Raw genomic sequence first — 26,783 nt, forward strand, 5'->3', positions numbered from 1 at the left:
CAGTCGGCGCAGTCCGACGCGTTGAAATGAGTTTTTACGTACTAGGCATCAATCACCAGACCGCGCCGGTCAGCCTGCGCGAGCGCGTCGCGTTTTCGGCCGACTCGGTGCCGGCAGCACTCGAGGCGCTGCGGGCCCTGCCCCAGGTCAGCGAAGTCGCCCTGTTGTCGACCTGCAACCGCACCGAACTGTATGCGGTGGCGGACGACGACGGCCAGGCCCTGGCCGACTGGCTGGCCACGCACCCGGACGAGGTCGGCGATCTGCATGGCTACCTCTATCGTCATCGCGATGCCGAGGCCGTGCGCCATCTGTTCCGCGTCGCCACCGGGCTCGACTCGCTGGTGCTGGGCGAACCGCAGATCCTGGGCCAGGTGAAGGATGCCTGGGCCAGCGCGCGCAGCGCCGGCAGTCTTGGCAGCCAGCTCGACCGCCTGTTCCAGCATGCCTTCACCACCGCCAAGCGGGCGCGCACCGACACCCGCATCGGCGCCAACCCGGTGTCGGTGGCCTCGGCCGCGGTGCGCCTGGCGCAGGAATCGTTCGCCCGTCTCGAGGACTCGACCGTGCTGCTGATCGGCGCCGGCGAAACCATCGAACTGGCCGCGCGCCACCTGGTGCAGGCGCGCGCCAAGCGCCTGCTGATCGCCAACCGCACCCTGGCCCATGCGCAGGAACTGGCCACCCGCCACGGCGGCGTCGCCCTGCCGCTGAGCGAACTGGACAAGCACCTGGGCGAGGCGGACGTGGTGATTTCCGCCACCGCCAGCCGCGAGCCGATACTGCGCAAGGCCCAGGTCTCCGCTGCGCTGGCGACGCGCCGGCACCGGCCGATGCTGCTGCTCGACCTGGCCGTGCCGCGCGACATCGGCGCCGACGTCGCCGAGCTCAAGGATGTGTTCCTCTACACCGTCGACGACCTGGAGCGGGCGATCGAGGACAACCGGCGCGGCCGCCGCGAAGCGGCCACCGAGGCCGAAGCGATCGTCGAAATGCAGGTCGCGCGCTTCACCGAAACCCTCGCCGCCAGCACCCGCACCGCGCCGCTCAAGCGCCTGCGCGCGCACGGCGAATCGGCCCGGGCCGATGTGCTGGCCAAGGCGCAGCAGCAGCTCGCGGCCGGCCAGGATCCGCAGGAAGTGCTGAACTTCCTCGCCCACACCCTCACCAACCGCCTGTTGCATGCGCCGACCGTGGCCCTGCGCGAGGCGGCGCTGACCGGCAACGCCGAACTGGCGCGGGCAGCGGAGAAGCTGTTTCCCGAAAGCGAACCCGGAGTGGACCAGGGCGAACAGCGCGAAGCCTAGCGACCGTGGCGACCGCAGCACGCGTTCCCCACCCAGTCCACACCCGGTTCGCCCATGACCCCTACCCTGCGTCGCAAGCTCGAAGCCCTCGCCGAACGCCGCGAAGAACTCGAGCGCCTGCTGTCGGACCCCGGCGTGATCGGCGATGCCGATCGCTTCCGCAAGCTGTCGCGCGAATTCGCCCAGCTCGAACCGGTGGCCCATGCACTGGTCGCCGAAGCACAGGCCAGGCGCGACCTGGCCGCAGCCGAGGGCATGCGCGACGACCCCGAACTGAGCGAACTGGCGCAGGAGGAAATTGCCGCGGCCAATGCGCGCCTGCAGCAGCTCGATGTCGAACTGCTCGCGCACCTGGTGCCCAGGGATCCGCGCGACGAAGGCGACATCTACCTCGAGGTTCGCGCCGGCACCGGCGGCGACGAAGCGGCGATCTTCGCCGGCGATCTGTTCCGCATGTACGCGCGCTATGCCGAGCGGCAGGGCTGGAAGGTCGAGATCGAATCCAGCAGCGCCGGCGAGCACGGCGGCTTCAAGGAAGTGATCGCGCGCGTGGAAGGGCGCGGCGCCTATTCGCGCCTGAAGTTCGAATCGGGCACGCACCGCGTGCAGCGCGTGCCGGCGACCGAATCGCAGGGCCGCATCCACACCTCGGCGGCGACGGTGGCGATCATTCCGGTCGAGGCCGAGGGTGAACCGATCGAGATCAACCCGGTCGACCTGAAGGTCGACACCTTCCGCTCCAGCGGCGCCGGCGGCCAGCACGTCAACAAGACCGAGTCGGCGATCCGCATCACCCACGTGCCCAGCGGCGTGGTCGTGGAAAGCCAGACCGAGCGCAGCCAGCACGCCAACCGCGACAAGGCGATGAAGCGCCTGGCCGCGATCCTGGCCGAAGCGCAGGCGGCCAAGGCCGCGGCAGCGCAGGCGTCGATCCGCAAGCTGCAGGTCGGCAGCGGCGATCGCAGCCAGCGCATCCGCACCTACAACTTCCCGCAGGGCCGCATCACCGACCATCGTGTCGAAGGGCTCACGCTGTATGACCTGCCCAATGTCATCGAGGGCGACATGGAAGAACTGCTCGGCCGGCTGCAGCACGAACACCAGGCCGACGAACTGGCGCGCCTGACGCTCGATGCCTGAGCCGCGCCTCCCCTGGCGTCGCTACAATCGGCTCCACCCCGTGCCATCGGAACCGCCATGCCCCTGGAGATCACGCGCGCCACGCTGAGCGACCTCGACCAGCTCGCACCGCTGTTCGATGCCTACCGCGGCTTCTACGAGCAGCCATCCGACCTGGCGCTGGCCCGGCAATTCCTGCGCGAACGGATCGAGCACGACGAGTCCGTGATCTGGCTTGCGGTGAACGACGACGGCGCGGTCGGCTTCACCCAGCTTTACCCGACGTTCTCGTCGGTGCGCGCAGCGCGGGTATGGGTGCTCAACGATCTGTACGTCGCAGCCAGCGCGCGCCGCCAGGGCGTGGCGCAGGCGTTGCTGACCGCCGCGGCGATGTTCGCGCGCGACGCCGGTGCGATCCGCCTGGAACTGGAGACCACGCCCGACAACCGTCAGGCCCAGGCGCTCTACGAGTCCGGAGGCTGGCAACGCTACGACGGCACGCTGCGCTATCACTTGCCCCTTGGCCTGGCCCTGGCCTGAGGCCGTGCACAACGACCCGCGCATCGAGTTGCGCCGCTCGCTCGAGCGCAACCCCGGCGACGCCCATGCCTGGATCGTGCTGGCCGAACACGAACTCGACCGCGGCGATGCAGCCGCCGGCGCAACCGCGGCGCGCCGCGCACTGACACTTCGGCCCGGCCACCCGGAAGCGCTGGCGCGACTGGGCCGCGCGCAGTGGATGCAGGGTCAGCGCGGCGAAGCGGTCGCCAGCCTCCGCGCCGCCGCCGCCAACGCACCCGACCATCCCGGCATCGCCGTCTGGCTGGGCCACGCACTGGAGGACACCGGCGAAGCCGAGGCGGCATCGCAGGCCTACGCGCGTGCGCACGACCTGGCCCCGGACGAACCGCAACTGGCCGCCTACCTGCTGGCATGGCGACGAAAACTCTGCGACTGGCGCGACCTGGACGCGCTTTCGCGCCAGGTACGCGACGCGGTCAACGACGGACGCGCATCGGTGGAACCTTTCGCCTTCCTCAGCGAGGACGTCAGCGCACAGGAACAACTGCGCTGCGCGCGCCTGCGCGCGGGCATCGTGGCGGCCGCGGTACGACCCCTGCCGCCAGCGCAGCCGGTGGCCACTGGCGAACTTATACGCGTCGGCTTCCTGTCGAACGGCTTCGGCGCGCACCCGACCGGGTTGCTGACGGTGGCGATGTTCGAGCAGCTCAATGCGCACGCCGGCATCGAAGTGCACCTGTTCGCGCTCAACCGCGACGACGGCAGCCCGATCCGGAAGCGGCTGCACGCCGCAGCACACACGCTGCACGACGTATCGATGCGCCCGCACGCGCAGGTGGCACTGGCGATCCGCGATGCCGCCATCGAGGTCCTGTTCGACCTGCGCGGCTGGGGCGGCGGCGGTGCACCGGAAGTGCTGGCGATGCGTCCGGCACCGGTGCAGGTGAACTGGCTCGCCTACCCGGGCACTTCGGGCGCCCCCTGGATCGACCACGTGCTGGCCGACCGCTTCGTACTGCCGGAGACGATGGCCGGGGATTTCAGCGAAACCGTGACCTGGCTACCGCGCTGCTTCCAACCCTCGGACACGACCCGCGCGATCCCGCCGCCACCCTCGCGCGCGCAGTGCGGACTGCCCGAACGCGGCGACAACGGCGAAGGCGTGGTGTTCTGCTGTTTCAACAACAGCTACAAGCTCAACCCGCGCAGCATGACGCGCGCACTGGCGGTGCTGCGCGAGGTCCCCGGCAGCGTGCTGTGGCTGCTGTCCGGCCCCGGCCTCGCCGACGCGCGACTGGCTGAATTCGCACGCAGCAACGGAATCGACCCGGCCCGGCTGGTGTTCATGCCCAAGCAACCGCACGCCGACTACATGGCGCGCCTGCAGCACGCCGACCTCTTCCTCGACACCGAACCCTACAACGCCCACACCACCGCATCCGACGCACTGTGGGCTGGTTGCCCGGTGCTGACGCGCCCAGGCGAAACATTTGCCGCGCGCGTCGCCGGCAGCCTCAATCATTACCTGGGCATGGACGACATGAACGTCGCCGACGATGCTGCATTCGTCGCGCGCGCCGTATCACTGGGACGCAACCCACCGACACTGACCGCACTCAGGCAAGAGCTGGCGCAGAAACGAACCAGCAGCGGCCTGTTCGACATGCACGGATTCGCAATCGATTTCGCCACTGCCGTGCGCGCCATGGCGCGCCGCTGACCCGCACGGACTACACCAACTCCGCAGGTCCGCAACTCCGTAGGTCCTCAGGTCCGCGGTCCGCAGCAAACGAAGACCGGGCCTCGACGCGCCGAGCGCCGGTCGCTGGGCTGGGATTGCTCCGCAGCGGGCCATGGATGGCCCGCGCCCCGCATCGGACAGGAGTCCGCCTAAGGGGCGGAGCAATCCCAGCCCAGCGGCCGGCGCCCCTCCGAAGGCCGACCACCCAAGCCCCAAAGCGCCCAAGCGCCCAAACACCCGACAAACCCCAGCACCAACGCGCCCCCAAACCTGCACTGCGACCACACCAACGATCGGTTAGGCTCGCCGCCATGACTGCCGAACACGACCTGATCCCCCTCAACCTGTGCGTACTGACCGTATCGGACACTCGCACCCTGGCCGAAGACAGCTCCGGCGATTACCTCGTGCAATCGCTGACCGCCGACGGCCACCGCCTGGCCGACCGCCAACTGCTCCCCGACGACCGCTACCGCATGCGCGCCGTGGTATCGCAATGGATCGCCGACGACAGCATCGACGGCATCCTCGTCACCGGCGGCACCGGCTTCACCGGCCGCGACTCCACGCCAGAAGCACTGCTGCCGCTGCTCGACAAACAGATGCCGGGCTTCGGCGAACTGTTCCGCGCGATCAGCTTCGACGAAATTGGCACCTCCACCGTGCAGTCGCGCGCATTCGCCGGCCTCGCCAACGGCACGTTCGTCTTCGCCCTGCCCGGATCCACCTCGGCCTGCCGCACCGCCTGGGAAAAGATCATCCGCCACCAACTCGACGCACGCACCCGGCCGTGCAACCTGGCCACACTGCGCCCGCGCCTCAAAGAGCGCTGAGCCGATACAACCACGCCACTGGACCACCGGAGCCTGATCATGCCGTTGGACACCACCCTGCAACTGCTCGCCCGGGCCCGCGGCCTGAGCGCGGCCGACATCGCCACCGCCATCCCGCGCGCGGGCGTGGCCACCGTCAGCGCCTGGCTGCGCGGCGACAAGATGCCCGGCAAGGAGCAGCTCGACGCACTGGCGCGCGCGTTCGGCGTACCGGCCGGCGCGTTGCTCGCCGAACTGGCCAGCACCCTCGATCCGGCACGCACCCAGGGCGAGCATGCCCTGCTCAACGCCTACCGCGCCCTGTCCACGCGCCAGCAGGGCGCGCTGCTCGAAGTGGCGCGCAGCATGGCCGACACCGGCAGCAAGCGACGCAGGAGCAAGTAATGGCCGACCTCAAGCGCAAGCAATACGACGCCCTGCTTGAGCCGCTGCAGATCGAGCTGGCCAACATGGCGCGCTGGCTCAAGCACGAAGGGCGGCGCCTGGTGGTGCTGTTCGAGGGCCGCGACACCGCCGGCAAGGGCGGCGCGATCAGCGCCATCTCCGAGCACCTCAACCCGCGCCAGTGCCAGGTCGTCGCGCTGCCCAAGCCGACCGAACGCGAAAGCGCGCAGTGGTACTTCCAGCGCTACGTGCCCCACCTGCCCGCGGCCGGCGAGATCGCCCTGTTCGACCGCAGCTGGTACAACCGCGCCGGCGTCGAACAGGTGATGGGGTTCGCCAGCGACGCGCAGGTCAAGGCGTTCCTGCGGCAGACAACGACCTTCGAAAAGCTGCTGGTGGACGACGGCATCCTGCTGTTCAAGTACTGGCTGTGCTGCGACCAGGACGAACAGGAGCAGCGCTTCCTGGAACGCCTCGACGACCCGCTCAAGCGCTGGAAGTTGTCACCGATCGATTTCGAGGCGCGCAAGCATTACGACGACTACACGCGTGCGCGCGAGGCGATGCTCGCCGCGACGCACAGCAAGCACGCACCGTGGACGCTGGTCGACTTCAACGACCAGAAGCGCGGCCGGCTGACGCTGATACGCGACCTGCTCGACCGACTGCCCGATACACGCGTGAGCGAGGAGCCGATCGTGTTCGAGCCGCTGAAAGGCAAGGCGAAGAAAGAGAAGTTCGGCGTGATCGAGCCGATCCGCACGCTGAAAGGCTAGCGTCCTGCGCTGCCCGGTCTACGGGTCAGGTGACAACAAAGTCCTCGCCGGCTTCCTGATCCAGCGCCGCCAGGCGCTCGAGATCGTCCACGTGCGCGGTCGCCGGGCCCTGTCGCAACCACGCAGCGAGACGGTCGAGAGCCACGTCGTCGCCGGCGGCAAGCACTTCGACGCGACCGTCGGGCAGGTTCCTGGCAAATCCACGCAGGCCCAGCGCCAGCGCCTGGTCGCGCGTGGAAGCGCGGAAGAACACGCCCTGGACGCGACCGCTGACGATGAAGCGCGCCGCGCTCATGACTTGGTCGCGACGGCCGCGGGTTGTTCCTGCGGGCCGCCGGCTTTGGCGATCGCCGCCTCGATGTCGTGCGCGGTGACCGGCCCGAGGAACTTGTCGGCGATCTTGCCGTCGGGCCCGATCAGGTAGGTCATCGGCAGGCCGCGCGGGGTTTCGAATGCCGCCGGCGGATCAAAGGTGTCGATGATCGCCACCGGGTACGCGACCGGATGCTTGACCAGGAAGGCGCGCATGTCGGCCGGCTCGATTTCTTCGTAGGCCAGGCCCAGCACTTCGATGTGCTCGCGCATCGCGTCGAGCGCCGACAGTTCCGGCATTTCCTTCAGGCACGGCTTGCACCAGGTCGCCCAGAAGTTCACCACGACCCACTTGCCGCGATGCGCGGCCAGGTCGTAAGCCTTGCCGTCGACCGTGGCGATCTTCAGATCGGGCGTGTCCGAGGGAGCAGCCGGCTTTGCCGTTGCGGCGGGGGCAGCTGGCGCCGGCGCCGGCGCCGCGGCCTCTGGCTTCGCCGGCGCCTGTGCTTCCGGCGCCTGTTTCTGGCAGCCAGCGAGGAACACTGCGGCGGCCAGCACCGTCGCGGCGCATGCCCGGGCGGGGAGGGTGAGCGAACGGTTCGACATCGGACTAGACCTCTTCGGAATGGATGGTGGAGGCGCGGCGCTTGAGCAGCTCGCGCAGGGGAATACGCAGTTCATCGAGAACGGCGATGGCCGAGCGTCCCAGTGCATCCTCGCGGCACGGCAGCACCGCCTCGGCGATCGGGATGCGCAGCTGGCAAGCCTCGTACAACTCGGCCAGGGTGAGTTCGTCCAGGTCGCGGGTGAGCAGCCACTCGCCGTCCTCGGCGCGGCGCACGACATTGATCTGGTCGAGCTGGGCGAGCATCTGCTGCACCAGCGCATCGGTCAGCATCGGCTCGAGCTGCTCGATGTCGTCGATGTGCAGGCCGCCGCCCTTCCTGCGCGCGTCGTTGAAGCGACCGAGCAGGCGCAGCAAGCCGTAGATTTCGTGGCCCAGCGGCAGGCGCATGCTGGCGGGCTGGTAGCGGAACGCCGACATCGACGAGGCCAGCGACGCGCCCAGCAGGATCGCGATCCAGCTCAGGTAGATCCACAACAGGAAGATCGGCACGAAGGCAAGCGTGCCGTAGATCTTCGAGTAGGACCCGAAGTTGCCCAGGTATAGGCCGATGCCCCACTTCACCGATTCGAACAGGAACGTGGCCAGCATCGCGCCGGCGATGGCGTGCCGCCACTGGATCGTGCGGTGCGGCACCACCCGGTAGATCGCGGCAAAGGCCAGCAGTTCGATCGCGATCGGCGCCAGGCGCAGCAGCAGCCGCTGCAGCATGTGCCCGGCTTCGGTCTCGAAGACCGACATGGCGAAGAACCGTGCCGAGATCGCCAGGCTCGCCGCGGCCATCAGCGCGCCCAGGGTCAGCACGGTCCAGTAGACCAGGAAGCGCCCGACCTTCGGCCGCCCCGTCTTGACCCGCCAGATCCGGTTGAACGTGGCCTCCACGCCATTGAGGGTGATCAGCAGCGACACCACCAGGGCGATCACGCCGGCGGCGGTGAGCTGGCCGGCGTTGGCCGAGAACTGCTTGAGGTAGGACTCGACCGAGCGCGCCGCACTGGGCACGAAGTTGGAGAAGATGTAATCGCTGAGGCGATCGCTCCACTCGCCGAACACGGGGAACGCCGACAGCACGCCGAACACCACCATCGACAGCGGCACCAGCGCGAACACGGTCGTGTACGACAGGGCGCCGGCGGCCTGGAACAGGTTGTCGTCGAGGAAGCGTTTGGCGAGGAAGCGGAAGAAGGTGCCCGCGCGTGCGCGGTCCCGCGCGCGCTCGCCCCAGCGGTTCAAGGTGTTCAGCGGCTCCATCGGGCGGAGGGTAACCGATGCGCGGGGAGCGCGGGGTTATGTGGTGCCGCCGGGGCCACGCCCAATCGCCACATCCTCTATCCTTCCCGGCTTACGGGATGCCCGCCTCACGAAGCAATGCGATGACCGAGATTCTGGTGCTCTATTACAGCCGCGGCGGTTCGGTGGCGCGTCTGGCGCGGCACATCGCACGCGGCATCGGCGAGGTCGAGGGCGTCAGCGCGCGCATCCGCACCGTGCCGCCGGTGGCTGCGGTCACGCAGACCGCGGCGCCGCCGGTGCCGGAGGACGGCGCACCCTATGTCGAGGCGCGAGACCTGGTCGAATGCGCCGGCATCGCACTGGGCAGCCCGACCCGCTTCGGCAACATGGCCGCGCCGGTCAAGCACTGGTTCGACGGCCTCGGCGCGCAGTGGGCCAGCGGCACGCTGGTCGACAAGCCGGCCGCGGTATTCACCTCCACCGCCACCATGCATGGCGGCCAGGAATCGACCCTGCTGACAATGATGGTTCCGCTGCTGCACCACGGCTGCGTGTTGATGGGCATCCCCTATACCGAGCCGGCGCTGACCAGCACGCGCAGCGGCGGCACGCCGTACGGCGCCAGCCATGTCGCCGGCAGCGCCGACGACCCGCAGCCCAGCGACGAGGAAGCGCAGCTGGCCCGTGCCCTGGGCCGCCGCCTGGCGACGCTGGTCGCGAAGGTGGCCGCATGAGCGCGCGGCAGGTGTTGATCGCCGCGCTGCTGGCGCTGGCGGCGGTGTTCGTGGCCTGGTTTGCGCCGCAGCCATCGCCGCGGGTGACCCTGGCCGTGTTCGCGCTGCCGCCGGTCCTGCTGGCGGCGGCGGCATTGCGGGGCAGCCGCAAGGCCGCCTTCTGGGCCGGCGTGTTCGCGCTGGGCTGGTTCAGCCACGGCGTGATGGTGGCCTGGTCGCGGCCGGAAGAACGAGGCCACGCGATCGCCGAGATCGTGCTGGCGCTGGTGATCATCTTTGCCGGCAACTTCCCCGGCCTGCGCGCGCGATTCGCTCGCAAGCGCTGAACGCCTGGGCGAGGCCGGGCTGACGGCTCCGGCCGGCGGCCCGGGTCGCATGGCGATCGGGGTGCGGCCGTATAATCGCGGCCACCTCCCCCAGCGCGCGCACCACACGATGGATCAGCTCTGCATCGTCACCACCGGCGGCACGATCGACAAGATCTACTTCGACGACAAGTCGGATTACCAGATCGGTGAGCCGCAGATCGGCGGCATCCTGCGCGAGCTGGGCGTCGCCTTCCAGTTCAACGTGATTCCGATCCTGCGCAAGGACTCGCTGCACATCACCGCCGAAGATCGCGAACTGATCCGCGCGACCATCGCTGCCCAGCCCACGCGCCACATCCTGCTCACCCATGGCACCGACACGATGGTCGAAACCGCCCGGGTGCTGTCGAGCCTGGGCGACAAGACGATCGTGCTGACCGGCGCACTGAGTCCGGCGCGCTTCCGCGGATCCGATGCCGAGTTCAATGTTGGCTGCGCGGTCGGCGCGGTGCAGTCGCTGCCGCCGGGCGTCTACATCGCCATGAACGGCCGCATCTGGGATCCGACGAAGGTCCGCAAGAACGTCGCCGCCAATCGCTTCGAAGCGGACTGAGCGGCGGTCGCGGAAAGAACCAGACGCGCCCCGGTCTCGCCGGGGCGCTTTTTTTAACGGCGGTGCCTCTGGAATCTGGGCTGGTCCGGGTCCGGCGGACGGACCGGGGTCAGCGGCGGGATAGCCGCATCCAGCGCCGCGTTCGCATTGACGATACCCGCGCCGACGGGCTTTGACCGTCGCGACTTCGCGGCCGACGCCGTGGCCTTGAGCAACGCCTCCACGGCCGCCGGCGACTTCGGCGTGGGCGACACCGACTGGATCATCGCCACCACACCGGCAACGTGCGGTGCCGCCATCGAGGTACCGCTCGAGTAGCCGTAGCTTTCGGCATCGGGCCCGGTGCTGCCGCTGTTGAGGGTCGACAGGATGCCCACGCCCGGCGCGGCAACATCGATCCCTGCCCCGTAATTCGAGAACGGCGCGCGCCGCCCCAGTCGATTGGTGGCGGCCACCGCAATCACGTTGCCGCAGTTGGCCGGGGCGTGACCGGCGACGTCCTGCGAGTCGTTGCCGGCAGCAACAACCACCGTGGTGCCGCGGCCGACGGCGCGGTCGATGGCCCGCTGGTAAGTGGCGCTGCAGGTTCCGACATGGCCCAGGCTCAGGTTGATGACTTCGGCCGGGTTGGCGTTGGCCGGCACTCCGCTTACGGTGCCGCCCGAGGCCCAGATGATGGCATCGGCAACATCGGAGTCGTAGCCGCCGCAGCTGCCCAGCACCCGCACCGGAACGATCCACGCACCGTGCGCGACACCGGCCACGCCCTTGCCGTTGCCAGTCACTGCAGCGACCGTGCCTGCGACGTGCGTGCCATGCCAGTTGGAGTCGCGTGCCGGGTCCCCCGCCTTGCATTGCCCTGCCCGTCGCCAGTTGCCAGCGTCGGAAGGATCGCTGTCGCGGCCGTCGCCGTCGTTGGATATCGCGGTGCTGCTGATGAAGTCATAGCCCGGGCGTACGTTCTCGTCGAGATCGCTGTGGCGGGTGATGCCGGTGTCGATCACCGCCACCACGGTGCCGCTGCCGTCATTGAGGCGCCATGCCAGGTCGGCGTTGATACCGTTGCGACCCGACAACCCCCACTGCCTCCGGTACTGCGGGTCGTCGGGCATCAGGGTCGGCTGGTTGAGGTGATCGACCTCGACATACTCCACGTTCGGATCGCTGGCGATCCGTTGCATCAATGAAGCGGCTTCGGCCCGATCCAGCCGGCGGCTGGCGCTGATCACTTCGGCGCCGGTGGCCATGCGCCGTACGTGTTCGAGGGCCATGCCCTTGCCGCGCCTGCGCCCTTGCCGCGGCACGGCGGACTCGAGCGAGCGCGCCATGGCGGCCGGGTCGATCTGGGCGGAACTGCCGTCACGGTACTTGACGATGAAACGGTCGTAGTGGCCGCCGCCTTCCATGCCGGAAAGGTTGACGCGCGCCTGCTGTGCAGACGCCGGCGTGGCTGCGGCCGACAGCACGACGGCCATGGCCGCGAACAGCGATCGCACGCGGATGGAACGGGTTGGTTGGCGTGATGGTTTGAATGACATCGAGGGAATCCCCTGCTGCGAACTGCGAAATGACAGCCGTCGCCGCGCATGTGGCGAACGGCTGGACGCAAGACAGTCATCGGCACCGCGGCGCGCCGCGGTATCGCCGGTCATCACACAGGTCGGATTGGGGAACGATGTCCCCGTCGTGCAGCGCTTGCGTGGTGGCCGGTCCCGGCCGGTGCGATGCACCCTCCGGGAAAGAGCGGCCCCACACCGCCGTGGGCAAATGTAGCGCCCGGTTCCTCCGCCACCCATCGGTGGTCACGCCGAAGCAACGTCGGGAAGTTGCGCTGAAAAAAAAGCGCCCCGGCAAAAGCCGGGGCGCTGAGCGTTGCGCAGTGGGGAGACCGCGCGCGGCTGTCAGAACGTCACGCTCCAGCTGTTGATGTAGCCCACGTCGCCGCCGGCATTGTCGTTGACGCGCAGCTTCCACGTGCCGTTGAGCGCCTCGCTGGACAGGTTCAGCGTGACCGTCTTGTTGACATTGTCGGCGCTGCCGCCGGTGCGGTTGTGGATGTTGTAGAGCGAGCCGTCCGGCGCGACCAGGTCCACCTTCAGGTCGCCCTGGTAGGTATGCACGATCGCGACCGTCACCGAGGCGTTGCTCGGGGCGTTGCCGGTCCGGCCCGACACCGTGATCGGGCTGTCGACGGTGGCGTTGTCGTTGATCGTGAAGTCGGCGGTGTTGCTGTAGGTCTGCGTGCCGCCGCCACCGCCAGTGGTGTAGCTGCCGGTCAGCGACAGGCCCGAGTACGCCGCATAGCCACGCACCAGCACGTAGTACTTGCCGGCCTGCGCCGTGGCGATGTTGCAGGTCTCGGCATTGGTGCTGGTTTCGGACTTGCAGTCGTAGGTGGTGGTGGTCGGGGCGCTGCCGAACTTGACGTACAGGTCGGCATCGCCGGTGCCACCGCTGGTGACGAACTTCAGGCCGGTGGCGCCGGCCGGAACGTCGAGCGAGTACAGCTTGTCGCTGCCGGCGGCGCCGCTGACACCGGTCACGGCCACGCCGTTGGTCAGCGGGGTCGTGGTCGGCGGCGGCGTGGTGCCGTTGGTGGCGTCGACGACGGCCTTGGCATTGAGGATGCCCGGGCCGATCGGCTGCGACGGCGTCGACGGGAACGCGGTGACGTTGCCCTTGATCAGCGCCTCGACCTGCGCCGGCGTCTTCGGCGTGGTCGCCACCGACTGGATCAAAGCGACCACGGCGGCAACGTGCGGCGTCGCCATCGAGGTGCCGTTGTAGGACGCGTAGGTCTCGGCGCCCGGCGTGGTGGCGCCGCTGTTGAGGGTGGACAGGATGTTCGAGCCCGGCGCGGCGATGTCGATCAGCGAACCGTAGTTGGAGAAGCTCGAACGCGCACCGGTGCTGGTGATCGAAGCCACCGCGATGACGTTGTTGCAGTTCGCCGGCGAGGCATTGGAGACATTGGTGTTGTCGTTGCCGGCGGCGATGACCAGGGTGGTGCCGCGACCGACCGCGCCATTGATCGCCGTCTGCGTGGTGGTGCCGCAGGCGCCGCTGCCGCCGAGGCTGAGGTTGATGACCTCGGCCGGGTTGGCATTGGCGGGCACGCCACTGACCGTGCCTCCGGACGCCCAGGTGATCGCGTCGGCGATGTCGGAGTCATAACCGCCGCAGGTGCCGAGCACGCGCACCGGGACGATCTTGGCGCCATGGGCAATGCCGGCAACGCCCTTGGCGTTGTTGGTCACCGCGGCGATGGTGCCGGCGACGTGGGTGCCGTGCCAGCTGGAGTTCTGCGCCGCATGGGTGCCACCGCACTGGTTGGCGGTGACCCAGTCGCCCGGATCGCTGGGATCGCTGTCGCGGCCGTTGCCATCGTTGGACACGGCGGTGTCGATGATGAAGTCGTAGCCGGGGAGGATGTTGGCGCTCAGGTCGCTGTGGCTGGTGATGCCGGTGTCGAGGACCGCGACCACCGCGCCGCTGCCGTTGGTGACGTCCCAGGCCAGGTTGGCCTTGATGCCGTAGGTGCCCGAATAGCCCCACTGCTCGCTGTAGCGCGTGTCGTTGGGCGTGAGCAGCGCCTTGTTGAGCTTGTCGACTTCGACATATTCCACGCTCGGATCGGCGGCGATCTGGCGCATCAGCGTCTCGGCCTCGACGCGGTCGAGCTTGCGCGCGGCGCGGACCACGTCGGCACCGGTGGCGATGCGACGTATGTGGGTCAGGCCGAACGACTTGCCGGCCGAACTGAGCGCACTGCGCGTGGTGGCAGCGTTGGTCTGGGCGGCGCTGCCGTCCTTGTACTTGACGATGAAACGGTCGTTGCCGCCGTTGTCGGCCTGCAGGCCGGAGAGGTTGATGCGGGCCTGCTGGGCCAGGGCCGGTGCGGCGAACGTGGCCGAGATGGCCACGACAGTGGCGACGGAGAGTGCGTGCATGCGGATGCGACGCGGGAGACGATTCGACATCGGATGGAACCCCCAAAAGTCAGGAACTTCGTGATGGTCGGGTCCGGCCTGCCGATGCGATCGCCTCGCCGCGAACGGATCGCTGCGAATCACCACCCCGGGGCCGGGCACGTTCGGCGGTTCGCCACGTCGAGGTGGCGACCGTTTGCTGCCAACAACCACGACCGCAGGCGGGCTGCGGCCGACCCGGGCATCACGCACGCACGCGGCCACCGGTACCGGGGCGTGGAGCCCCATCTGGCGCGGGGACGGCGAGGAATACGCGCTGTCGGGCCTTGCACCCCGCCCGCCAACGGCTGCGACGAGGTCGAGAGCAGCCCCCTCCGCTCTCAAACCAGCTCAACGCAGCAATACCCCACCCCCCTACCGCCAATCGAGTGAACAGGGTTGGCACAGTCGCGGAAATGCGAACGTCATCGCGTTCAGCTTCTCGAGGCGCGCGTTCAGAAAAATGGGGCGAACGTCCATGGATTCCCGCCTGCGCGGGAATGACGGCGAGAAGCGAAGTCGCTGGATTCCCGCCTTCGCGGGAATGACGGGGTGCAGGGACGGAGACCGCGAAACGAAGAGCCGGAGCGTCGTCCGTCGGGTCGGGGATTGCGGAGCAGCGGGACATGGATGTCCCGCGCCCCGCATCGGACAGGACGTCCGATTAAGGGGCGGAGCAATCCCCGGCCCGGCGGACGGCGCCCAACCAAAAGCCTCAGCGCAAAAACCTTCAGCAGTTGAGGTGAAGTCGCAGTTACGGGAGCGACCCCAACTCAGAACATCCCGGTTTCGAGGCGAGCCGCTTCCGACATCATGTTGCGATTCCACGGCGGATCGAACACCAGCTCGACATCCGCCTCGGCCACCGTCGGGATCATCTCGAGCTTGTCGCGCACATCGGCGACCAGGATGTCACCCATGCCACAGGCCGGCGCGGTCAAGGTCATGCGCACCTCGACCCGGCGCTTGCCCGCCTGCTCCGGATGCGCCTGGATGCTGGCCTCGTAGACCAGGCCCAGATCGACCACGTTGATCGGAATCTCCGGATCGAAGCACGTGCGCAACTGGCGCCACACCAACTGCTCGACCGCCTCATCGTCGGCGCCCTCGGGCAACTCCAACGGCTCCGGCGGCTCCTTGCCGATGGCATCGGCATCCCGTCCCGCGACGCGGAACAGATTGCCTTCGACAAACACGGTGTAGCTGCCACCAAGCCCCTGCGTGATGTAGCCGATGCTGCCCGCGGGCAACGTCAACTGCTCACCTTGCGGGACCATGACAACGGCGCAATCGCGCTCGAAACGGACGGGTTCGCTGCTGCGGGAATACATGCCGGAGAGATTGGGGGTGCCGGAGGCTGGCACAAGGGCAGCGATTCTACCGGGGTTGAGCCACCGGGATGGGCAATCCCGGTCATCTACCCCGACAAGGCAGGCGAGAGAGCCGCCGGCCGCGAGCAACGTCCCCGGCCTCCCGGCTATGCTGTTGCATTGAACGTCCCCCTGAGTAGTCGATGACCCCACCCGCCCCGCCTGCCCGCCGCGCCTCGTGGTTTTCGTGGTTGTTGCTGCTACTGGGCGCCTGCGGGTTCGCCGCGGTATGGGTCCTGCTCAGCCTCTATAGCGGTCGCCAGAACGGCTGGATGGCGGTGCTGGGCGCACTCGACATCGCCTGGATGCTGCGCCTGGGCGGATGGCGTCCCGGCCCCAGCCGCCTCGTCGCGGGCGTGGCCGGTACCGCCACGATAGTGATCGCCTCCAACTGGTTCATCACCGCGACCCAACTGGGCGCGATGCTCGGACTGCCGCCCTGGGATTCGGCGATGCGCCTGGGCGTCCACCACGCCTGGATCCTGATGCAACTGGCCAACGGCGCCGCCGACCTGGCCTGGATCGCGGCCGGACTGGTCGTGGCGGCCTGGCTGTCGCGTTAGGGCCTGCCCTGCGAACCCAAGCCCCGCGAACCTACTCGGATTCGTCCAGGCACGCCTCGAACAGCGCCACCGCCTCGTTGATCTCTGCCACCGACAGCGCACCGTAGCCGAGCAGCAGGCCGGCGCGATCGGGCGGATCGAGGTAATACGGCGCAATCGAATACAGCCCCAGCCCCAGGCTGCGGGCGCGCGCAATGAAGGCTTCGCCCTGCTCGGCGTTGCGCCCCTTCAGCCACACCACCAGATGCATGCCGGCGCGCGAGTCGTTGATCTGCAGGCGCCCGCGGCTGCATCGCTGCAGCCCGCCCAGCAGGACCGCGCGCCGCTCCTTCAGGGTCTTCCAGGTGCGGCGCAGGTGCCGCTCGAAGCCGCCATCGACGATGAACCGCGCCAGCGCGGCCTGCTCGATCCCGGCCGATCCGAAATCGTCCTGCCACTTGGCGTTGACGTAGTCGCCGCGCAGTCCCGGCGGCACCACCAGGTAACCCAGTCGCAGCGACGGAAACATCACCTTCGAGAACGTGCCGACGTAGATCACCCGGGCACTGTCGTCGAGCGAACGCAGCGCGGCCAGTGGCCGCGCGTCGTAGCGGAACTCGCCGTCGTAGTCGTCTTCCAGGATCCAGCTGCCGTGGCGGCGGGCGTAATCGATCAGGGCCAGCCGCCGCTGCAGCGACAGCACCGCGCCGCTGGGGAACTGGTGCGACGGCGTCACGCAGACCAGCTTCGGTGCCGGCAGCGGCAGTTCGTCGCACAGCAATCCCTGCGCATCGACGCCGACGGTGCGCACGTGCGCACCGTGAATCTGCAGCGCCTCGCGCATCGCCGAGTAGTGCGGCTCCTCCAGCACGACCTCGTCGCCCGGATCGAGCAGCACGCGCGCGGTCAGGGCAACCGCCTGCTGGGTGCCATCGACGATGATCACGTCCTCGGGCTGCGCCTGCACGCCGCGGCGCCTGCCCAGGTAGTCGCAGACCGCTTCGCGCAGCGCCAGCACGCCCTGCGACGGCGGATAGTTTGGCGAGGTGTAGGCCGCGGCGTGCGCCAGTTCGCGCGACCACGCGCTGGTCAGCGCCGGATTGGTCAGCGGTAGCCCGTACTGGAAGGTGTAGCGCACGCCAGGGATGGCGCGGCCAGGAATGCGCAGGTGATCGTGGACGATGCGCGCGCGGCGGGCGAACTGCGACTGTGGCGGCAAGGGCGCATCCACCGCATGCAGCGGCCGCGCCGACTGCACCGGCGGGGTGACATAACTGCCGGAGCCGACCCGGCCGTCGACGAAACCTTCCGCCCGCAACTGGTCGTAGGCGGCCAGCACGGTGTTGCGCGACACGCCCAGTTCACGCGCCAGCTGGCGGGTCGCCGGCAAACGCGTGCCCTGGCTGACCCGGCCGGCAAAGACGGCACTCTTGAGCGCGCGCGTCAGCTGCGCGTGCAGCGGACCGCGACCGTCGAGTTGCAGGTGCATGGCCGGCCTCCTGGAGGGCGTGGCGGATTGGCCCCATTCAAGCCTGATGAATTGGACCTTGCCAGTGCCACTTTGCCACGGCTCCATAGGGCCAATCCCGCGCCAACAGGATTCGAAGATGAAATCGCCCGCCCGCGACCCCGCCTCCTCGACCTCGGCCACTGCGACGTCAGCCGCCGCCTGGGAACGTCCGGCCGCCTGGAGCTGGATCCTGATCGGCGGCCTCACGGTGGGCGCCTTCGACCTGCTGTTCGCGATGATCTGGTGGGCGCCGCTGGGCACCTCGCCGATCCGCATCCCGCAGTCGGTGGCGGCCTGGATCATCGGCCGCGACATCGCCTTCGCCGGCGGCGCCACCACCGCCCTGTTCGGAGCCGCACTGCACTTCTACCTGATGACCGCGATCGTGGCGATCTACCACGTCGCCAGCCGCGGACGGCCGTGGCTTCTGCAGCACCCGCTGCGCAACGGCGCGATCTACGGCGCGCTGTGCTACGTGCTGATCCACGTCATCGCCGTACCGATGTTCTCGGCCGCGCCGCCGCGGCGGTTCCTGCTCGACTGGTCGGTCGCCTGCCTGCTTGCGCACATGCTGCTGGTCGGCGTGCCATGCGCGTTGTTCGCGCGCCGCTGGCACGAGGCGAGCGGCGACTAGCGTTCGTTGTCAGCGCCACCGGATTGGCCCTGGAACGGGGCGAACTCGCCATTGACCAGGCGTTCCGGAGAATTGCCCGCGGCATCCTCGGCGCGCATGTCGGCACCCTTTTCCCGCAGTGCCTCAAGGGCTTCCTTGCGGCGAAACAGCGCGGCGTACATCGCGGCGGTCTGGCCGGCATCATTGCGTTGATCCGGCGCACAGTGGGCACGCAACAGGCGCCGCGCGATCGCCAGCTCGCCTTTGAAGATGGCGCCCATCAGCGCGGTATTCCCGCGATTGTCCTGCGCGCAGGGGTCTGCGCCGGCCGCGAGCAACTGTTCCACCGCCGCCGCGTGCCCATGGTAGGCGGCAAGAATCAGCGCCGTATAACCCTTCTCGTCGCGCGCATCGAGGTCATAGCCTGCGCCGATGAACTCATCGAGCATGGCCTGATGGCCGCTGCGCGCGGCGTCGAAGAAATACCCTTGCAACTGCGCGCGCAGCTGCGTTGCCTGCACTGGTTGCGCCTCGCCGGAGCCGCCCGGCTGTGCGCATGCGCCGCCGCTGGCCACGGCCAGCGATAGAGCCAGGAAAAGTTGGGGAAACCGGTAAGTCCGCACGGTGATGCTCCGTCGGGGCGCGCATCGCGGCCCGCCGCGATGCGCGAGGAGAAACATCCTCAGTCCTGCAAGGCCGAGGCCAGTTCGCGGACACGGGCGATATCGCCCTTGGCCACGCGGGCGACACCGGTGCCGTACTGGGGATCGGCCTTGTACAGGAACGAGAGAATGATGTGCTTGCTCTCGTCGTCGCTGCCGGCCAGCGACTGGCCAAAGCTGCGGATCAGGTCCTGGCGTTCCTTCGCGTTGAACGAACGGTACAGCTCGCCGGCCTGCCGGAAGTTCTGCTCACGCCGGATCTTCGCCTGCTGGGTGCTGCCGGCCAGTTGCAACTGGCTCAGGCGCGCGCCAGCGTCCTGGGGCCGCGGCTGCAACCGGCTCGGCTCGTAGTTGACGCCGGTGGTGGTGTGGCCGAAGTTGCCCGAACCGTCCTGGTTGACGTTGTTGATGGCCATCTTGGGTCGATTGACCGGCAGTGCCAGTCCGCTCGCCCCCAGGCGGTAGATCTGCGTGTCGGGATAGGCGAACAGCCGACCCTGCAACAAACGGTCCTCGGACGGCTCGATGCCCGGCACCAGGTTCGCGGGGGAAAGCGCGACCTGCTCGGTTTCCTGGAACACGTTGTCGACGTTGCGGTTGAGCACCAGCTCGCCGATCTTCCGCTCCGGGACTCCGGGCCAGACCTTGGTGGCGTCGAGCGGGTCGAAGTCGAACTTCGCCAGGTCGGCCGGCGCCACCACCTGGATCATCAGTTCCCAGCGCGGATACTCGCCGCGCTTGATCGCCGAGACCAGATCGTTGGTCAGATGGCTGTAATCGCGCCCCTGGACCTGCTCGACCTGTTCCGGATCGAGGTTGCGGATGCCCTGCATGGATTTCCAGCGGAACTTGACGTAACTCACCTCGCCGGCGGCGTTGACCAGCTTGTAGGCGTGCACGCCGTTGCCGTCCATGAAACGGTAGCCGGCGGGGGTCCCGTCGTTGGAGTACAGGCGGGTCAGCGTATGCGTCGCCTCCGGCACGTGCGAGAAGAAGTCGAAACGGCGCGAGTCGTCGTCCAGGTTGGTGCGCGGGTCGGGTTTGACCGAATGCACCATGTCCGGGAACTTGATCGCGTCGCGGATGAAGAAGGTCGGGAAGTTGTTGCCGACCAGGTCCCAGTTGCCCTCGCCGGTATAGAACTTGACGGCAAAGCCATGCGGATCGCGCAGGGTCTCGGGCGAATGGTTGCCGTGCACGACCGACGAGAAGCGGACGAACACCGGCGTCTTCGCGCCTGGGCGGAACACCTGCGCCTTGCTCAGCGCGGAGAGGTCCTGCGTCGCCACGAACTCGCCATGGGCGCCGGTGCCGCGGGCGTGGACCACGCGCTCGGGAATGCGCTCACGGTCGAAACGCTGCAGCTTCTGCACCAGCTGCACATCCTGCAACAGCGTAGGACCCGTCGCGCCGGCGGTCTGGGAGTTCTGGTTGTCGCCAACCCTGGCGCCGTTGTCTTGCGTGAGGAACGATTGTGCGCTTGTCGTCTGGATGAAAGCTGCCGGCATCAACGCAAGCAATGCAAGGGTCGTGCGCGTTCCATGTCTCATGTGGCGTCCTGGCTCTGTGCTGGGGAGTCAGGAGCATCGCGGGGCCAGTAGACGAAGAGAAATCACTTGTTCCAATCGGAACCATTCAGATCGGTAATGGCTGGTGAGGAGAACGGACCCATTCTGTTTCGCATGAACTATCCGCAATAACGGCTATTGACATGACGGGTCTGCTCACCCGGTCGGGCTCGGGACTCCATCTTCGGCATCGCCGCCCCTGGCTTCGCCCGATCGGTCCGGGGCCGATTGCATGAGCAATGCACTCACCTCCTTCGACATGCTGCGCAGGTGCACGTCCTGCTGCGGGAACGGCATCTCGATGCCGGCCTCGCGCAGTGCCGCATGCACGCGCGTCAGCAGTTCGCTGCGGATGCTGGTCCAGTTGTCGAAGTCGTAGGTCCAGGCGCGGATGGCGAAGTTTAGCGAGCTGGCGCCCAGCCCCGTGAACAGCACCACCGGCGCCGGCGACTTGGCCACGTGTGGGGTCTGGGTGCAGATCCTGGTCAGCAGCGCGATCACCTGCGACGGCTCGGAGCCATAACCAACACCCAGGTCGATGTCGACCCGCCGGCTCATGTCGAGCAGGGTCCAGTTGGTCAGCTTCTCCGACAGCAACGTGCCGTTGGGCACGACCACGTCGGCGCCGTCGAAGGTCTTGATGGTGGTGGCGCGCATGCCGATCTCGCGCACGCGGCCTGCGGTGCCGGTGATCTCGACCACGTCGCCGGGCTGGATCGGCCGTTCGAACATCAGGATCAGGCCGGAGACGAAATTGTTGACCACGTTCTGCAGGCCGAAACCGATGCCGACACCGAGCGCGCCGAACAGGAACGCCAGCTGCCCGACCTTGAAGCCGGCCGCGGCCAGCGCCACGAACAGACCGATCAGCAGCAGGGCGTAGTAGCTCAGTGACGCCACCGAATTTCCGACACCGCGTGGCAGCGACATCTTCGGCAGCACCTGCTCCTGCAAGAGGAAGCGCACCGTGCGCGCGGTCCAGTAGGCGATGAACACCGAGACGGCGAACACCAGGATGTGGCCGAGGCTGAGCGAGATCTCGCCGAACTTCACCGAGTAGGTGAGGATCGACTCGACCACGCCATAGACCGGCCGGAAGATCCGGAAGCGGCTCATGGCGAAGACCACCCAGCCAACGATGGCGGCGATCTTCAGCAGGTTGTTCAACCCTCCCAGGATGGGCGCGGCATGTTCGCGGGCGAGACGGAAGCGCGAGCTGCTGCGATGCGCGATCAACAGCTGCAGGAGCGTGTTGAACACGGTGACGGCGGCATGCAGCACCAGGCCCAGGTAGCCGCTGTCGACGACGCCGGCAGTCAGCATTTCCGCCAGCGACACATTGCCGACGATGTTCGACACCGCCGATGCCGCCAGCACGAATGTGGCGCCCCAGGCGATGGCATGGATGATGCGGCTCATCCGCGCCGCCGGATCGGACTGGGGCAGCGGCCGGCGCGAGCGCCACAGCAACCACAGCATGAACACCAGCGCCAGCAACGTCAGGCCAAAGTAGTACCAGCGATACATCAACGTGCTTGCGAGGAAGACGAAGCCCAGGCGCTCGAGCAGGTACAGGCCCGTGGCGACAAAGGGCCAGGGGCCCAGCAGGCGCTTGCTGTCCGGCGGCAGCAGGCGCAGCACCGGCACCAGCGCCACCAGCATCGCGATCTGGTGCGCCAGCAGCGGCGCATCGGGCTCGAACACCAGTACGCCCATCATCGACAGCAGGATCCACGACGACAGCGGCCGTCGCAGGACGCGTTCGGAGGCCGCGTTCTCCAGGCCGGTCGGGGCACGTTTGCGCGCCCGCAATCCCAGCCAGATCAGCAATGGCAGCAACAACATCTGCAGCCAATGCAGCGCCCGCTGGTTGCCCAGGTCGGCTGCGGTGTACTGGGTGACGAAACGGCTCTCGATTTCCAGACCGGTGCGGATCGAGTCGAGCGCAGACTCGGAGTCGCGCTGCGTGTCCTGTGCGGCCCACAGCGGCGGTGCATCCAGCTTGACCAGGCGGCTGTCGATGTAGTCGATGGCGGCGTTGACGCCCTTCTGCCCGGCCTGGATCCGCGCCTGCACGGCATTGCCACGACGGCCCAGCGCGATCTGCTTCTCCAGCGGCGAGGACAGTGCCTGTTCGGCCTGCTTGAGGCGGGCGACCACCGACCCGATCCGGTCATCCAGCGCAGAGGCCAGGCTGCCTGCCTGGGCGGCGACCTTGGTGGCATCCCAGTCGGCGCGGCGACGCGCGAGCTCGGCGGCGTCCTCACCGAACGGTGCGCTGGCCTGGCGCAGGTCGGACTGCCAGCGCGCGTACTGGCGGGCGTCGAACTTCCAGTGACGGTCGAGGCTTTCCAGGCGCATGACCGGAAGCGTGCGCAGGTCCTTGGAGACGAACAGCTTGGCCTTCTCGTTGACCGAACGCTCGATGGTGTCCAGGCGCGGCGCGAGATCCTTGCTCAGGTCCTGCGTCCCCGCGCGCGCGATGACGTCCTGGGCGAAGCGTTCGTCGTCGTCGGCGCGGATCGGGATGTCGGCGACCGGGATGGCCGTGGGCCCCTTCTCCTTGGCTTCGACCAGGGTCGGCGCGGTCTGCGCGGTTGCAACCGGAGCGGCGAGGATGCCCGACAGGCACAGCAGGGCAGCAAGCAGGGCGGAAATGCGCGACATCGTGGCTCCGGGCCAACAAAAGGGGTCCGCTGCATGGAGCCGCAGCGAGGATGCTGCGGCAGAGCAAACCCCAGCGGAGCGGCATCGTCAACGCATGATGCCGCCCCACATCGCACTTTCACGCAACCATCACGGCTTCAGGCCGCGGGTTGGCTGCGGCCGGTCGCCTGGACCGGCCGCAGCTTCGTGCCACTTATTGCGTCGCCGCCTTCAGCGAAACACCGCTGAACGCACTCACGCCCAGTACCTTCACGTAGTACGCGCCGGCGGCCGGTGCGTTGAGCGTGATGGTCTGGTTGTTGCCCGGACGCTGCGAGATCGCGTCGTTGCTGATCGTGGTCGGCTCGCTGCCATTCTTGACCAGCAGCTTGACCTGACCGCTGCCACCGTACGTGGTCACGTTGAGGCGCGACGTTCCTGCGGCAACCGGGAAGACGTAGACATAACCGTCGTTGGCATTGCCACGCAGGCCGGTCTTGGCGATCCCGTTGGACAACGGCTGGCCGCCGGTCCTGGCCACGATTACCGCGTTGCCGGCGTCGACGATGCCCGCACCCAGCGGCCGGTCCGGCGTGGTCGGGAACGGCCTGGCGGTCTGCTTCAGCAGCGCGGCCAGTTCGGCCGGGGTCTTCGGCGTGGTCAACGCGCTCTGCACAATGGCCGCGACGCCGGCGACGTGCGGAGCGGCCATCGACGTGCCGACCATGCCGCCGTAGCCGGCGACGGTGGGTACGGTCGTGCCCATGTTCACCGTCGACCAGATGTAGCCCTCGTTCTGCGTGGCGCCATCGTTGATGCCGCCGCCCGGTGCGGAGAGGTCGATGCGTGCACCGTAGTTGGAGTAGCTCGCCCGGCGGCCGCTGATGCCGGAGGAACCGACCGTGATGACGTTCTGGCAGTTGGCCGGCGAATGCTCCATGACCTCGCCATTGTCGTTGCCCGCGGCCACGACGATGGTGGTACCGCGCGAAACTGCGCTGTCGATCGCCGCCTGGGTCGGCGCATCGCAGGCACCGCTGCCGCCGAGGCTCATGTTGATTACTTCGGCCGGATACTGGTTGTCCGGCACACCGTCGACGTGGCCACCGGAGGCCCACACGATCGCGTCGTTGATGTCGGAGTCGTAGCCGCCGCAGTGACCGAGCACGCGCACCGGCACGATCTTGGCGTCGCGAGCGACACCCGCCATGCCGACGCCGTTGTCGGTCACTTCGGCAATCGTGCCGCTGACGTGGCTGCCGTGCCAGGAACTGCTGCGCGCCGCGCTGCCGCTGTAGCACTGGTTGGCTTCCGTCCAGTCGCCGGTGTCGGCGCCGCCGGCGACACGGCCGTCGCTGTCACGGCCCGAGACTTCGTGGTCGATGATGAAGTCGTAGCCCGGCAGCAGGTTGGCAGCCAGGTCCGGGTGATCGGTGACGCCGGTGTCGAGCACAGCGACCACGACGCCTGCGCCGGTGGCGCCAGCGTCCCATGCCGCCTGCACGCCAGCCCCACCGACCGGGTTGTTGAAGTGCCACTGGTACGAGGCGTAGTAAGGATCGTTCGGCGCCGCGGTGGCCTGGCGCAGGCGATCTGGCACGACGTATTCGACCGCCGGATCGGCCGCGATTGAACGCATCAGGTTCTCGGCTTCGACGCGGTCGAGCTTGCGTGACAGGCGCACCAGGTGGGCGCCGCTGCCGGCGAGTTGGCGCAGGTGGCGCGCGCGCGGCGCGGCCAATCCGGAACGCGCGGTGACGGCGCGGGCCGCGACGGCGTCGAAGGCGCGTGTGAGCTGGCTGGCGTCAGTCTGCGCGGCGCTGCCGTTGCGGTATTTCACAATGAAACGGTCGTAACCGGCGCTGTTGCCGCTGGTTGCGCCGGTATCGGCACGTACGACTGCCGGCTTTCCAGCGGCGGCGGACAGGGCGGTGCCGGCTGCACCGGCGATGAGGATGGCAGCCAGCGCCACCGTAAGGGTCTTTTGCTTCATGGGTGGGTCCCGGATGTGGTTGAGGTCGATCTAGGTCTGGACGTGATTGCCTGACGGGCGCCGCGAACGCGGCGCCCGCGGTGACTACCAGCTGAAGCCGGCGCCGGCGCCGAGACTGGAGTCGTCGCTGGTGAAGGCCGCACCGGCGGAAACGCTGGCGCGGTTGTTGTTGAACGCGCGCTGGTAGCCGACCGAGATGGCCGCTTCGCTGCCGTAGGTACCGACACCGACGCCAACGCGATTGACGCCCGACAGCCCCGAGGTGTTGGCCGACATCTGCGACATCGCCGCGCTCATCGCACCGACGCGCTGGATGCGCTCGTCCTGCTTGATGAAGCGGCTGTTGACGGTGTCCTGCCAATCATCCAGCGCCTGGAAGCGCGAGTCGGTATAGGCGTTGGCGCGCGTCAGCGTCTGCGTGTTGAGGTCGCGCACCTGCGCCACGTTGGCTGAGTCGGTATCGGCGGTGCCGGCGGCAACGTTCACGACCTGGCGCTCGCCACCGGCCGTGCCGACCGACACGGAGTTGGCGCGATCTGCCAACGAGCCCTGGCCGAGTGCGACCGCGTTGGTCGCAACCGCGTCGACCACTGCGCCCTGGCCGAGGGCCGTACCACCAGCGGCCTGTACCGAGGCGCTTTCGCCCACGGCGACGGCGTTGGTGGCTGCGGCGGCGATCGTCGCGTTGGCACCGACCGCGGTGCTGCCGTCTGCCTCGACGCGGGCATTGCCGCCCAGCGCCGTGTCGTTCGGGCCGGCCGCATATGCGCTGTTACCGATCGCGATACCGTTGGCGCCCTGCGCGCTGGCCGACGAACCCATCGCCACCGCCTTGCTGCCGGCCGCTGCCGACGCCTTGTCGCTGCCATCGCCATTGCCATCGACCGAGATCAGGTCGATCTGTTCCGCTGCGCCGCGCAGGCTGTCGAGATCGCTCTCGACATTGCCGAGGCGGCCGTCAACGTCGTCGATACGGGCATTGGTGTCAGTCAGCCCCTGCTCGACGCCGTCAACGCGGCCATTGGTGTCTGCAAGGCCCTGTTCGACCGCGTCGACGCGCACGCCGGTATCGCTGACACCCTGCGCGATCTGGTCGACGCGATCCTGCACGCCGTCGATTCGCGCACCTGCGTCGACCAGACCCTGAGCGAGGTTGTCGACGCGCGTGCCGACGGTCGCCAGGCCCTGCCCCAGTTCCGCCGCGGCGGCGTTGAGCTGGTTGACGTTGACCGCGTCGGTGCCGTTCTTGCCCGCGGCGACGTTCGTCACCTGCCGCTGGCCGGTGGCGCTGCCGACCGATACTTCGCCCACCGAGGCCTGGCCCGTGAGGCGGCCGCTGCCGTCGACGTAGTTGGCGAGTGCGCCAACCGTCGTGCGCGAACCGGCACCAAGCGCAACGGAGTT

24 protein-coding genes and 1 pseudogene are annotated in these 26,783 nt (G+C 68.3%); 12 read left to right on the plus strand and 13 right to left on the minus strand.

Annotated features, from left to right (window positions below):
• Positions 1 to 26 precede the first annotated feature (26 nt).
• The 7 genes from hemA to ppk2 all read left to right on the plus strand — a co-directional run bounded on the left by hemA (position 27) and on the right by ppk2 (position 6,682).
• The gene (gene hemA, locus AB4Y64_RS17310; protein WP_441817692.1) at positions 27 to 1,307 is read left to right on the plus strand and encodes a glutamyl-tRNA reductase; all 1,281 of its coding nucleotides are present in this window, start codon (positions 27 to 29) and stop codon (positions 1,305 to 1,307) included.
• Positions 1,308 to 1,361: 54 nt separating this feature from the next.
• The gene (prfA, locus tag AB4Y64_RS17315; RefSeq protein WP_441817693.1) at positions 1,362 to 2,447 is read left to right on the plus strand and encodes a peptide chain release factor 1; all 1,086 of its coding nucleotides are present in this window, start codon (positions 1,362 to 1,364) and stop codon (positions 2,445 to 2,447) included.
• Positions 2,448 to 2,504: 57 nt separating this feature from the next.
• The gene (locus AB4Y64_RS17320) at positions 2,505 to 2,966 is read left to right on the plus strand and encodes a GNAT family N-acetyltransferase (protein WP_441817694.1); all 462 of its coding nucleotides are present in this window, start codon (positions 2,505 to 2,507) and stop codon (positions 2,964 to 2,966) included.
• Between the two features lie 4 nt (positions 2,967 to 2,970).
• A complete protein-coding gene (locus AB4Y64_RS17325; protein ID WP_441817695.1) occupies positions 2,971 to 4,668 on the plus strand; it encodes an O-linked N-acetylglucosamine transferase, SPINDLY family protein in 1,698 nt (565 codons plus the stop codon).
• 332 nt (positions 4,669 to 5,000) lie between these two features.
• Entirely contained in the window at positions 5,001 to 5,522 is a 522-nt protein-coding gene (gene moaB / locus AB4Y64_RS17330) for a molybdenum cofactor biosynthesis protein B (RefSeq protein ID WP_441817696.1), read from the plus strand.
• A gap of 39 nt (positions 5,523 to 5,561) precedes the next feature.
• Complete coding sequence (locus AB4Y64_RS17335; RefSeq protein WP_441817697.1) at positions 5,562 to 5,906, plus strand: helix-turn-helix domain-containing protein; 345 nt, start codon at positions 5,562 to 5,564, stop codon at positions 5,904 to 5,906.
• Complete coding sequence (gene ppk2, locus AB4Y64_RS17340; RefSeq protein ID WP_441817698.1) at positions 5,906 to 6,682, plus strand: polyphosphate kinase 2; 777 nt, start codon at positions 5,906 to 5,908, stop codon at positions 6,680 to 6,682. Before AB4Y64_RS17335 ends, ppk2 begins: the two co-directional genes overlap by 1 nt.
• Positions 6,683 to 6,707: 25 nt before the next feature.
• Here ppk2 and AB4Y64_RS17345 read toward each other — a convergent pair whose 3' ends face one another.
• From AB4Y64_RS17345 to AB4Y64_RS17355, 3 genes are read right to left on the minus strand one after another with little or no spacing between them, the layout of a single operon-like run.
• Entirely contained in the window at positions 6,708 to 6,977 is a 270-nt protein-coding gene (locus AB4Y64_RS17345; RefSeq protein WP_441817699.1) for an acylphosphatase, read from the minus strand.
• A complete protein-coding gene (locus AB4Y64_RS17350; RefSeq protein ID WP_441817700.1) occupies positions 6,974 to 7,600 on the minus strand; it encodes a TlpA family protein disulfide reductase in 627 nt (208 codons plus the stop codon). The genes AB4Y64_RS17345 and AB4Y64_RS17350 overlap by 4 nt, the downstream gene beginning before the upstream one ends.
• 4 nt (positions 7,601 to 7,604) lie before the next feature.
• The gene (locus AB4Y64_RS17355; RefSeq protein ID WP_441817701.1) at positions 7,605 to 8,870 is read right to left on the minus strand and encodes a YihY family inner membrane protein; all 1,266 of its coding nucleotides are present in this window, start codon (positions 8,868 to 8,870) and stop codon (positions 7,605 to 7,607) included.
• Between the two features lie 122 nt (positions 8,871 to 8,992).
• Here AB4Y64_RS17355 and wrbA point away from each other — a divergent pair, with 122 nt between their 5' ends.
• The 3 genes from wrbA (at position 8,993) to AB4Y64_RS17370 (ending at position 10,507) form a co-directional block, all read left to right on the plus strand.
• On the plus strand, positions 8,993 to 9,586 hold the full coding sequence (gene wrbA, locus AB4Y64_RS17360) for an NAD(P)H:quinone oxidoreductase (RefSeq protein ID WP_441817702.1): 594 nt from the start codon (positions 8,993 to 8,995) through the stop codon (positions 9,584 to 9,586).
• The gene (locus AB4Y64_RS17365; protein WP_441817703.1) at positions 9,583 to 9,912 is read left to right on the plus strand and encodes a DUF2069 domain-containing protein; all 330 of its coding nucleotides are present in this window, start codon (positions 9,583 to 9,585) and stop codon (positions 9,910 to 9,912) included. The genes wrbA and AB4Y64_RS17365 overlap by 4 nt, the downstream gene beginning before the upstream one ends.
• Positions 9,913 to 10,021: 109 nt before the next feature.
• Positions 10,022 to 10,507 (plus strand): asparaginase domain-containing protein, encoded by a 486-nt coding sequence (locus AB4Y64_RS17370; protein ID WP_441817704.1) that lies wholly within the window; start codon positions 10,022 to 10,024, stop codon positions 10,505 to 10,507.
• Between the two features lie 53 nt (positions 10,508 to 10,560).
• Here the strand turns inward: AB4Y64_RS17370 and AB4Y64_RS17375 are convergent, their stop codons facing one another.
• The 4 genes and pseudogenes from AB4Y64_RS17375 to sufT all read right to left on the minus strand — a co-directional run bounded on the left by AB4Y64_RS17375 (position 10,561) and on the right by sufT (position 15,806).
• On the minus strand, positions 10,561 to 12,003 hold the full coding sequence (locus AB4Y64_RS17375; protein WP_441817705.1) for a S8 family peptidase: 1,443 nt from the start codon (positions 12,001 to 12,003) through the stop codon (positions 10,561 to 10,563).
• Between the two features lie 405 nt (positions 12,004 to 12,408).
• Positions 12,409 to 12,681 (minus strand): proprotein convertase P-domain-containing protein, encoded by a 273-nt coding sequence (locus AB4Y64_RS17380; protein WP_441817716.1) that lies wholly within the window; start codon positions 12,679 to 12,681, stop codon positions 12,409 to 12,411.
• 90 nt (positions 12,682 to 12,771) lie between these two features.
• A pseudogene (locus AB4Y64_RS17385) lies at positions 12,772 to 14,487 on the minus strand (S8 family peptidase); the annotation flags it as partial.
• A gap of 761 nt (positions 14,488 to 15,248) precedes the next feature.
• Positions 15,249 to 15,806, minus strand: coding sequence for a putative Fe-S cluster assembly protein SufT (gene sufT / locus AB4Y64_RS17390; protein ID WP_441817717.1), 558 nt, complete (start codon positions 15,804 to 15,806; stop codon positions 15,249 to 15,251).
• Positions 15,807 to 15,988: 182 nt separating this feature from the next.
• On the opposite strand from sufT, the gene AB4Y64_RS17395 reads away from it, so the two are divergent.
• Positions 15,989 to 16,408, plus strand: coding sequence for a hypothetical protein (locus tag AB4Y64_RS17395; protein WP_441817706.1), 420 nt, complete (start codon positions 15,989 to 15,991; stop codon positions 16,406 to 16,408).
• 31 nt (positions 16,409 to 16,439) lie between these two features.
• Here the strand turns inward: AB4Y64_RS17395 and pdxR are convergent, their stop codons facing one another.
• On the minus strand, positions 16,440 to 17,876 hold the full coding sequence (pdxR, locus tag AB4Y64_RS17400; RefSeq protein WP_441817707.1) for a MocR-like pyridoxine biosynthesis transcription factor PdxR: 1,437 nt from the start codon (positions 17,874 to 17,876) through the stop codon (positions 16,440 to 16,442).
• Positions 17,877 to 17,994: 118 nt separating this feature from the next.
• Here pdxR and AB4Y64_RS17405 point away from each other — a divergent pair, with 118 nt between their 5' ends.
• Positions 17,995 to 18,531 carry a hypothetical protein gene (locus tag AB4Y64_RS17405; RefSeq protein ID WP_441817708.1) on the plus strand — a complete coding sequence of 179 codons (537 nt, stop codon included), beginning with the start codon at positions 17,995 to 17,997 and terminating at the stop codon, positions 18,529 to 18,531.
• Here the strand turns inward: AB4Y64_RS17405 and AB4Y64_RS17410 are convergent.
• From AB4Y64_RS17410 to AB4Y64_RS17430, 5 genes are all read right to left on the minus strand, one after another.
• The gene (locus AB4Y64_RS17410; protein WP_441817718.1) at positions 18,528 to 19,133 is read right to left on the minus strand and encodes an ankyrin repeat domain-containing protein; all 606 of its coding nucleotides are present in this window, start codon (positions 19,131 to 19,133) and stop codon (positions 18,528 to 18,530) included. The genes AB4Y64_RS17405 and AB4Y64_RS17410 overlap by 4 nt on opposite strands.
• Before the next feature lie 59 nt (positions 19,134 to 19,192).
• Positions 19,193 to 20,680: a catalase gene (locus AB4Y64_RS17415; RefSeq protein ID WP_441817719.1), complete on the minus strand. Its 1,488-nt coding sequence runs from the start codon at positions 20,678 to 20,680 to the stop codon at positions 19,193 to 19,195.
• A gap of 216 nt (positions 20,681 to 20,896) precedes the next feature.
• Positions 20,897 to 23,407 carry a mechanosensitive ion channel domain-containing protein gene (locus AB4Y64_RS17420; RefSeq protein WP_441817709.1) on the minus strand — a complete coding sequence of 837 codons (2,511 nt, stop codon included), beginning with the start codon at positions 23,405 to 23,407 and terminating at the stop codon, positions 20,897 to 20,899.
• Between the two features lie 193 nt (positions 23,408 to 23,600).
• Entirely contained in the window at positions 23,601 to 25,379 is a 1,779-nt protein-coding gene (locus AB4Y64_RS17425; RefSeq protein ID WP_441817710.1) for a S8 family peptidase, read from the minus strand.
• A gap of 84 nt (positions 25,380 to 25,463) precedes the next feature.
• Positions 25,464 to 26,783: YadA family autotransporter adhesin (locus tag AB4Y64_RS17430; protein ID WP_441817711.1), on the minus strand; the 1,320-nt coding region annotated here is incomplete at its 5' end.

Source organism: Lysobacter sp. TAF61, from assembly GCF_052113485.1.
Taxonomy (GTDB): Bacteria; Pseudomonadota; Gammaproteobacteria; order Xanthomonadales; family Xanthomonadaceae; genus Lysobacter_J.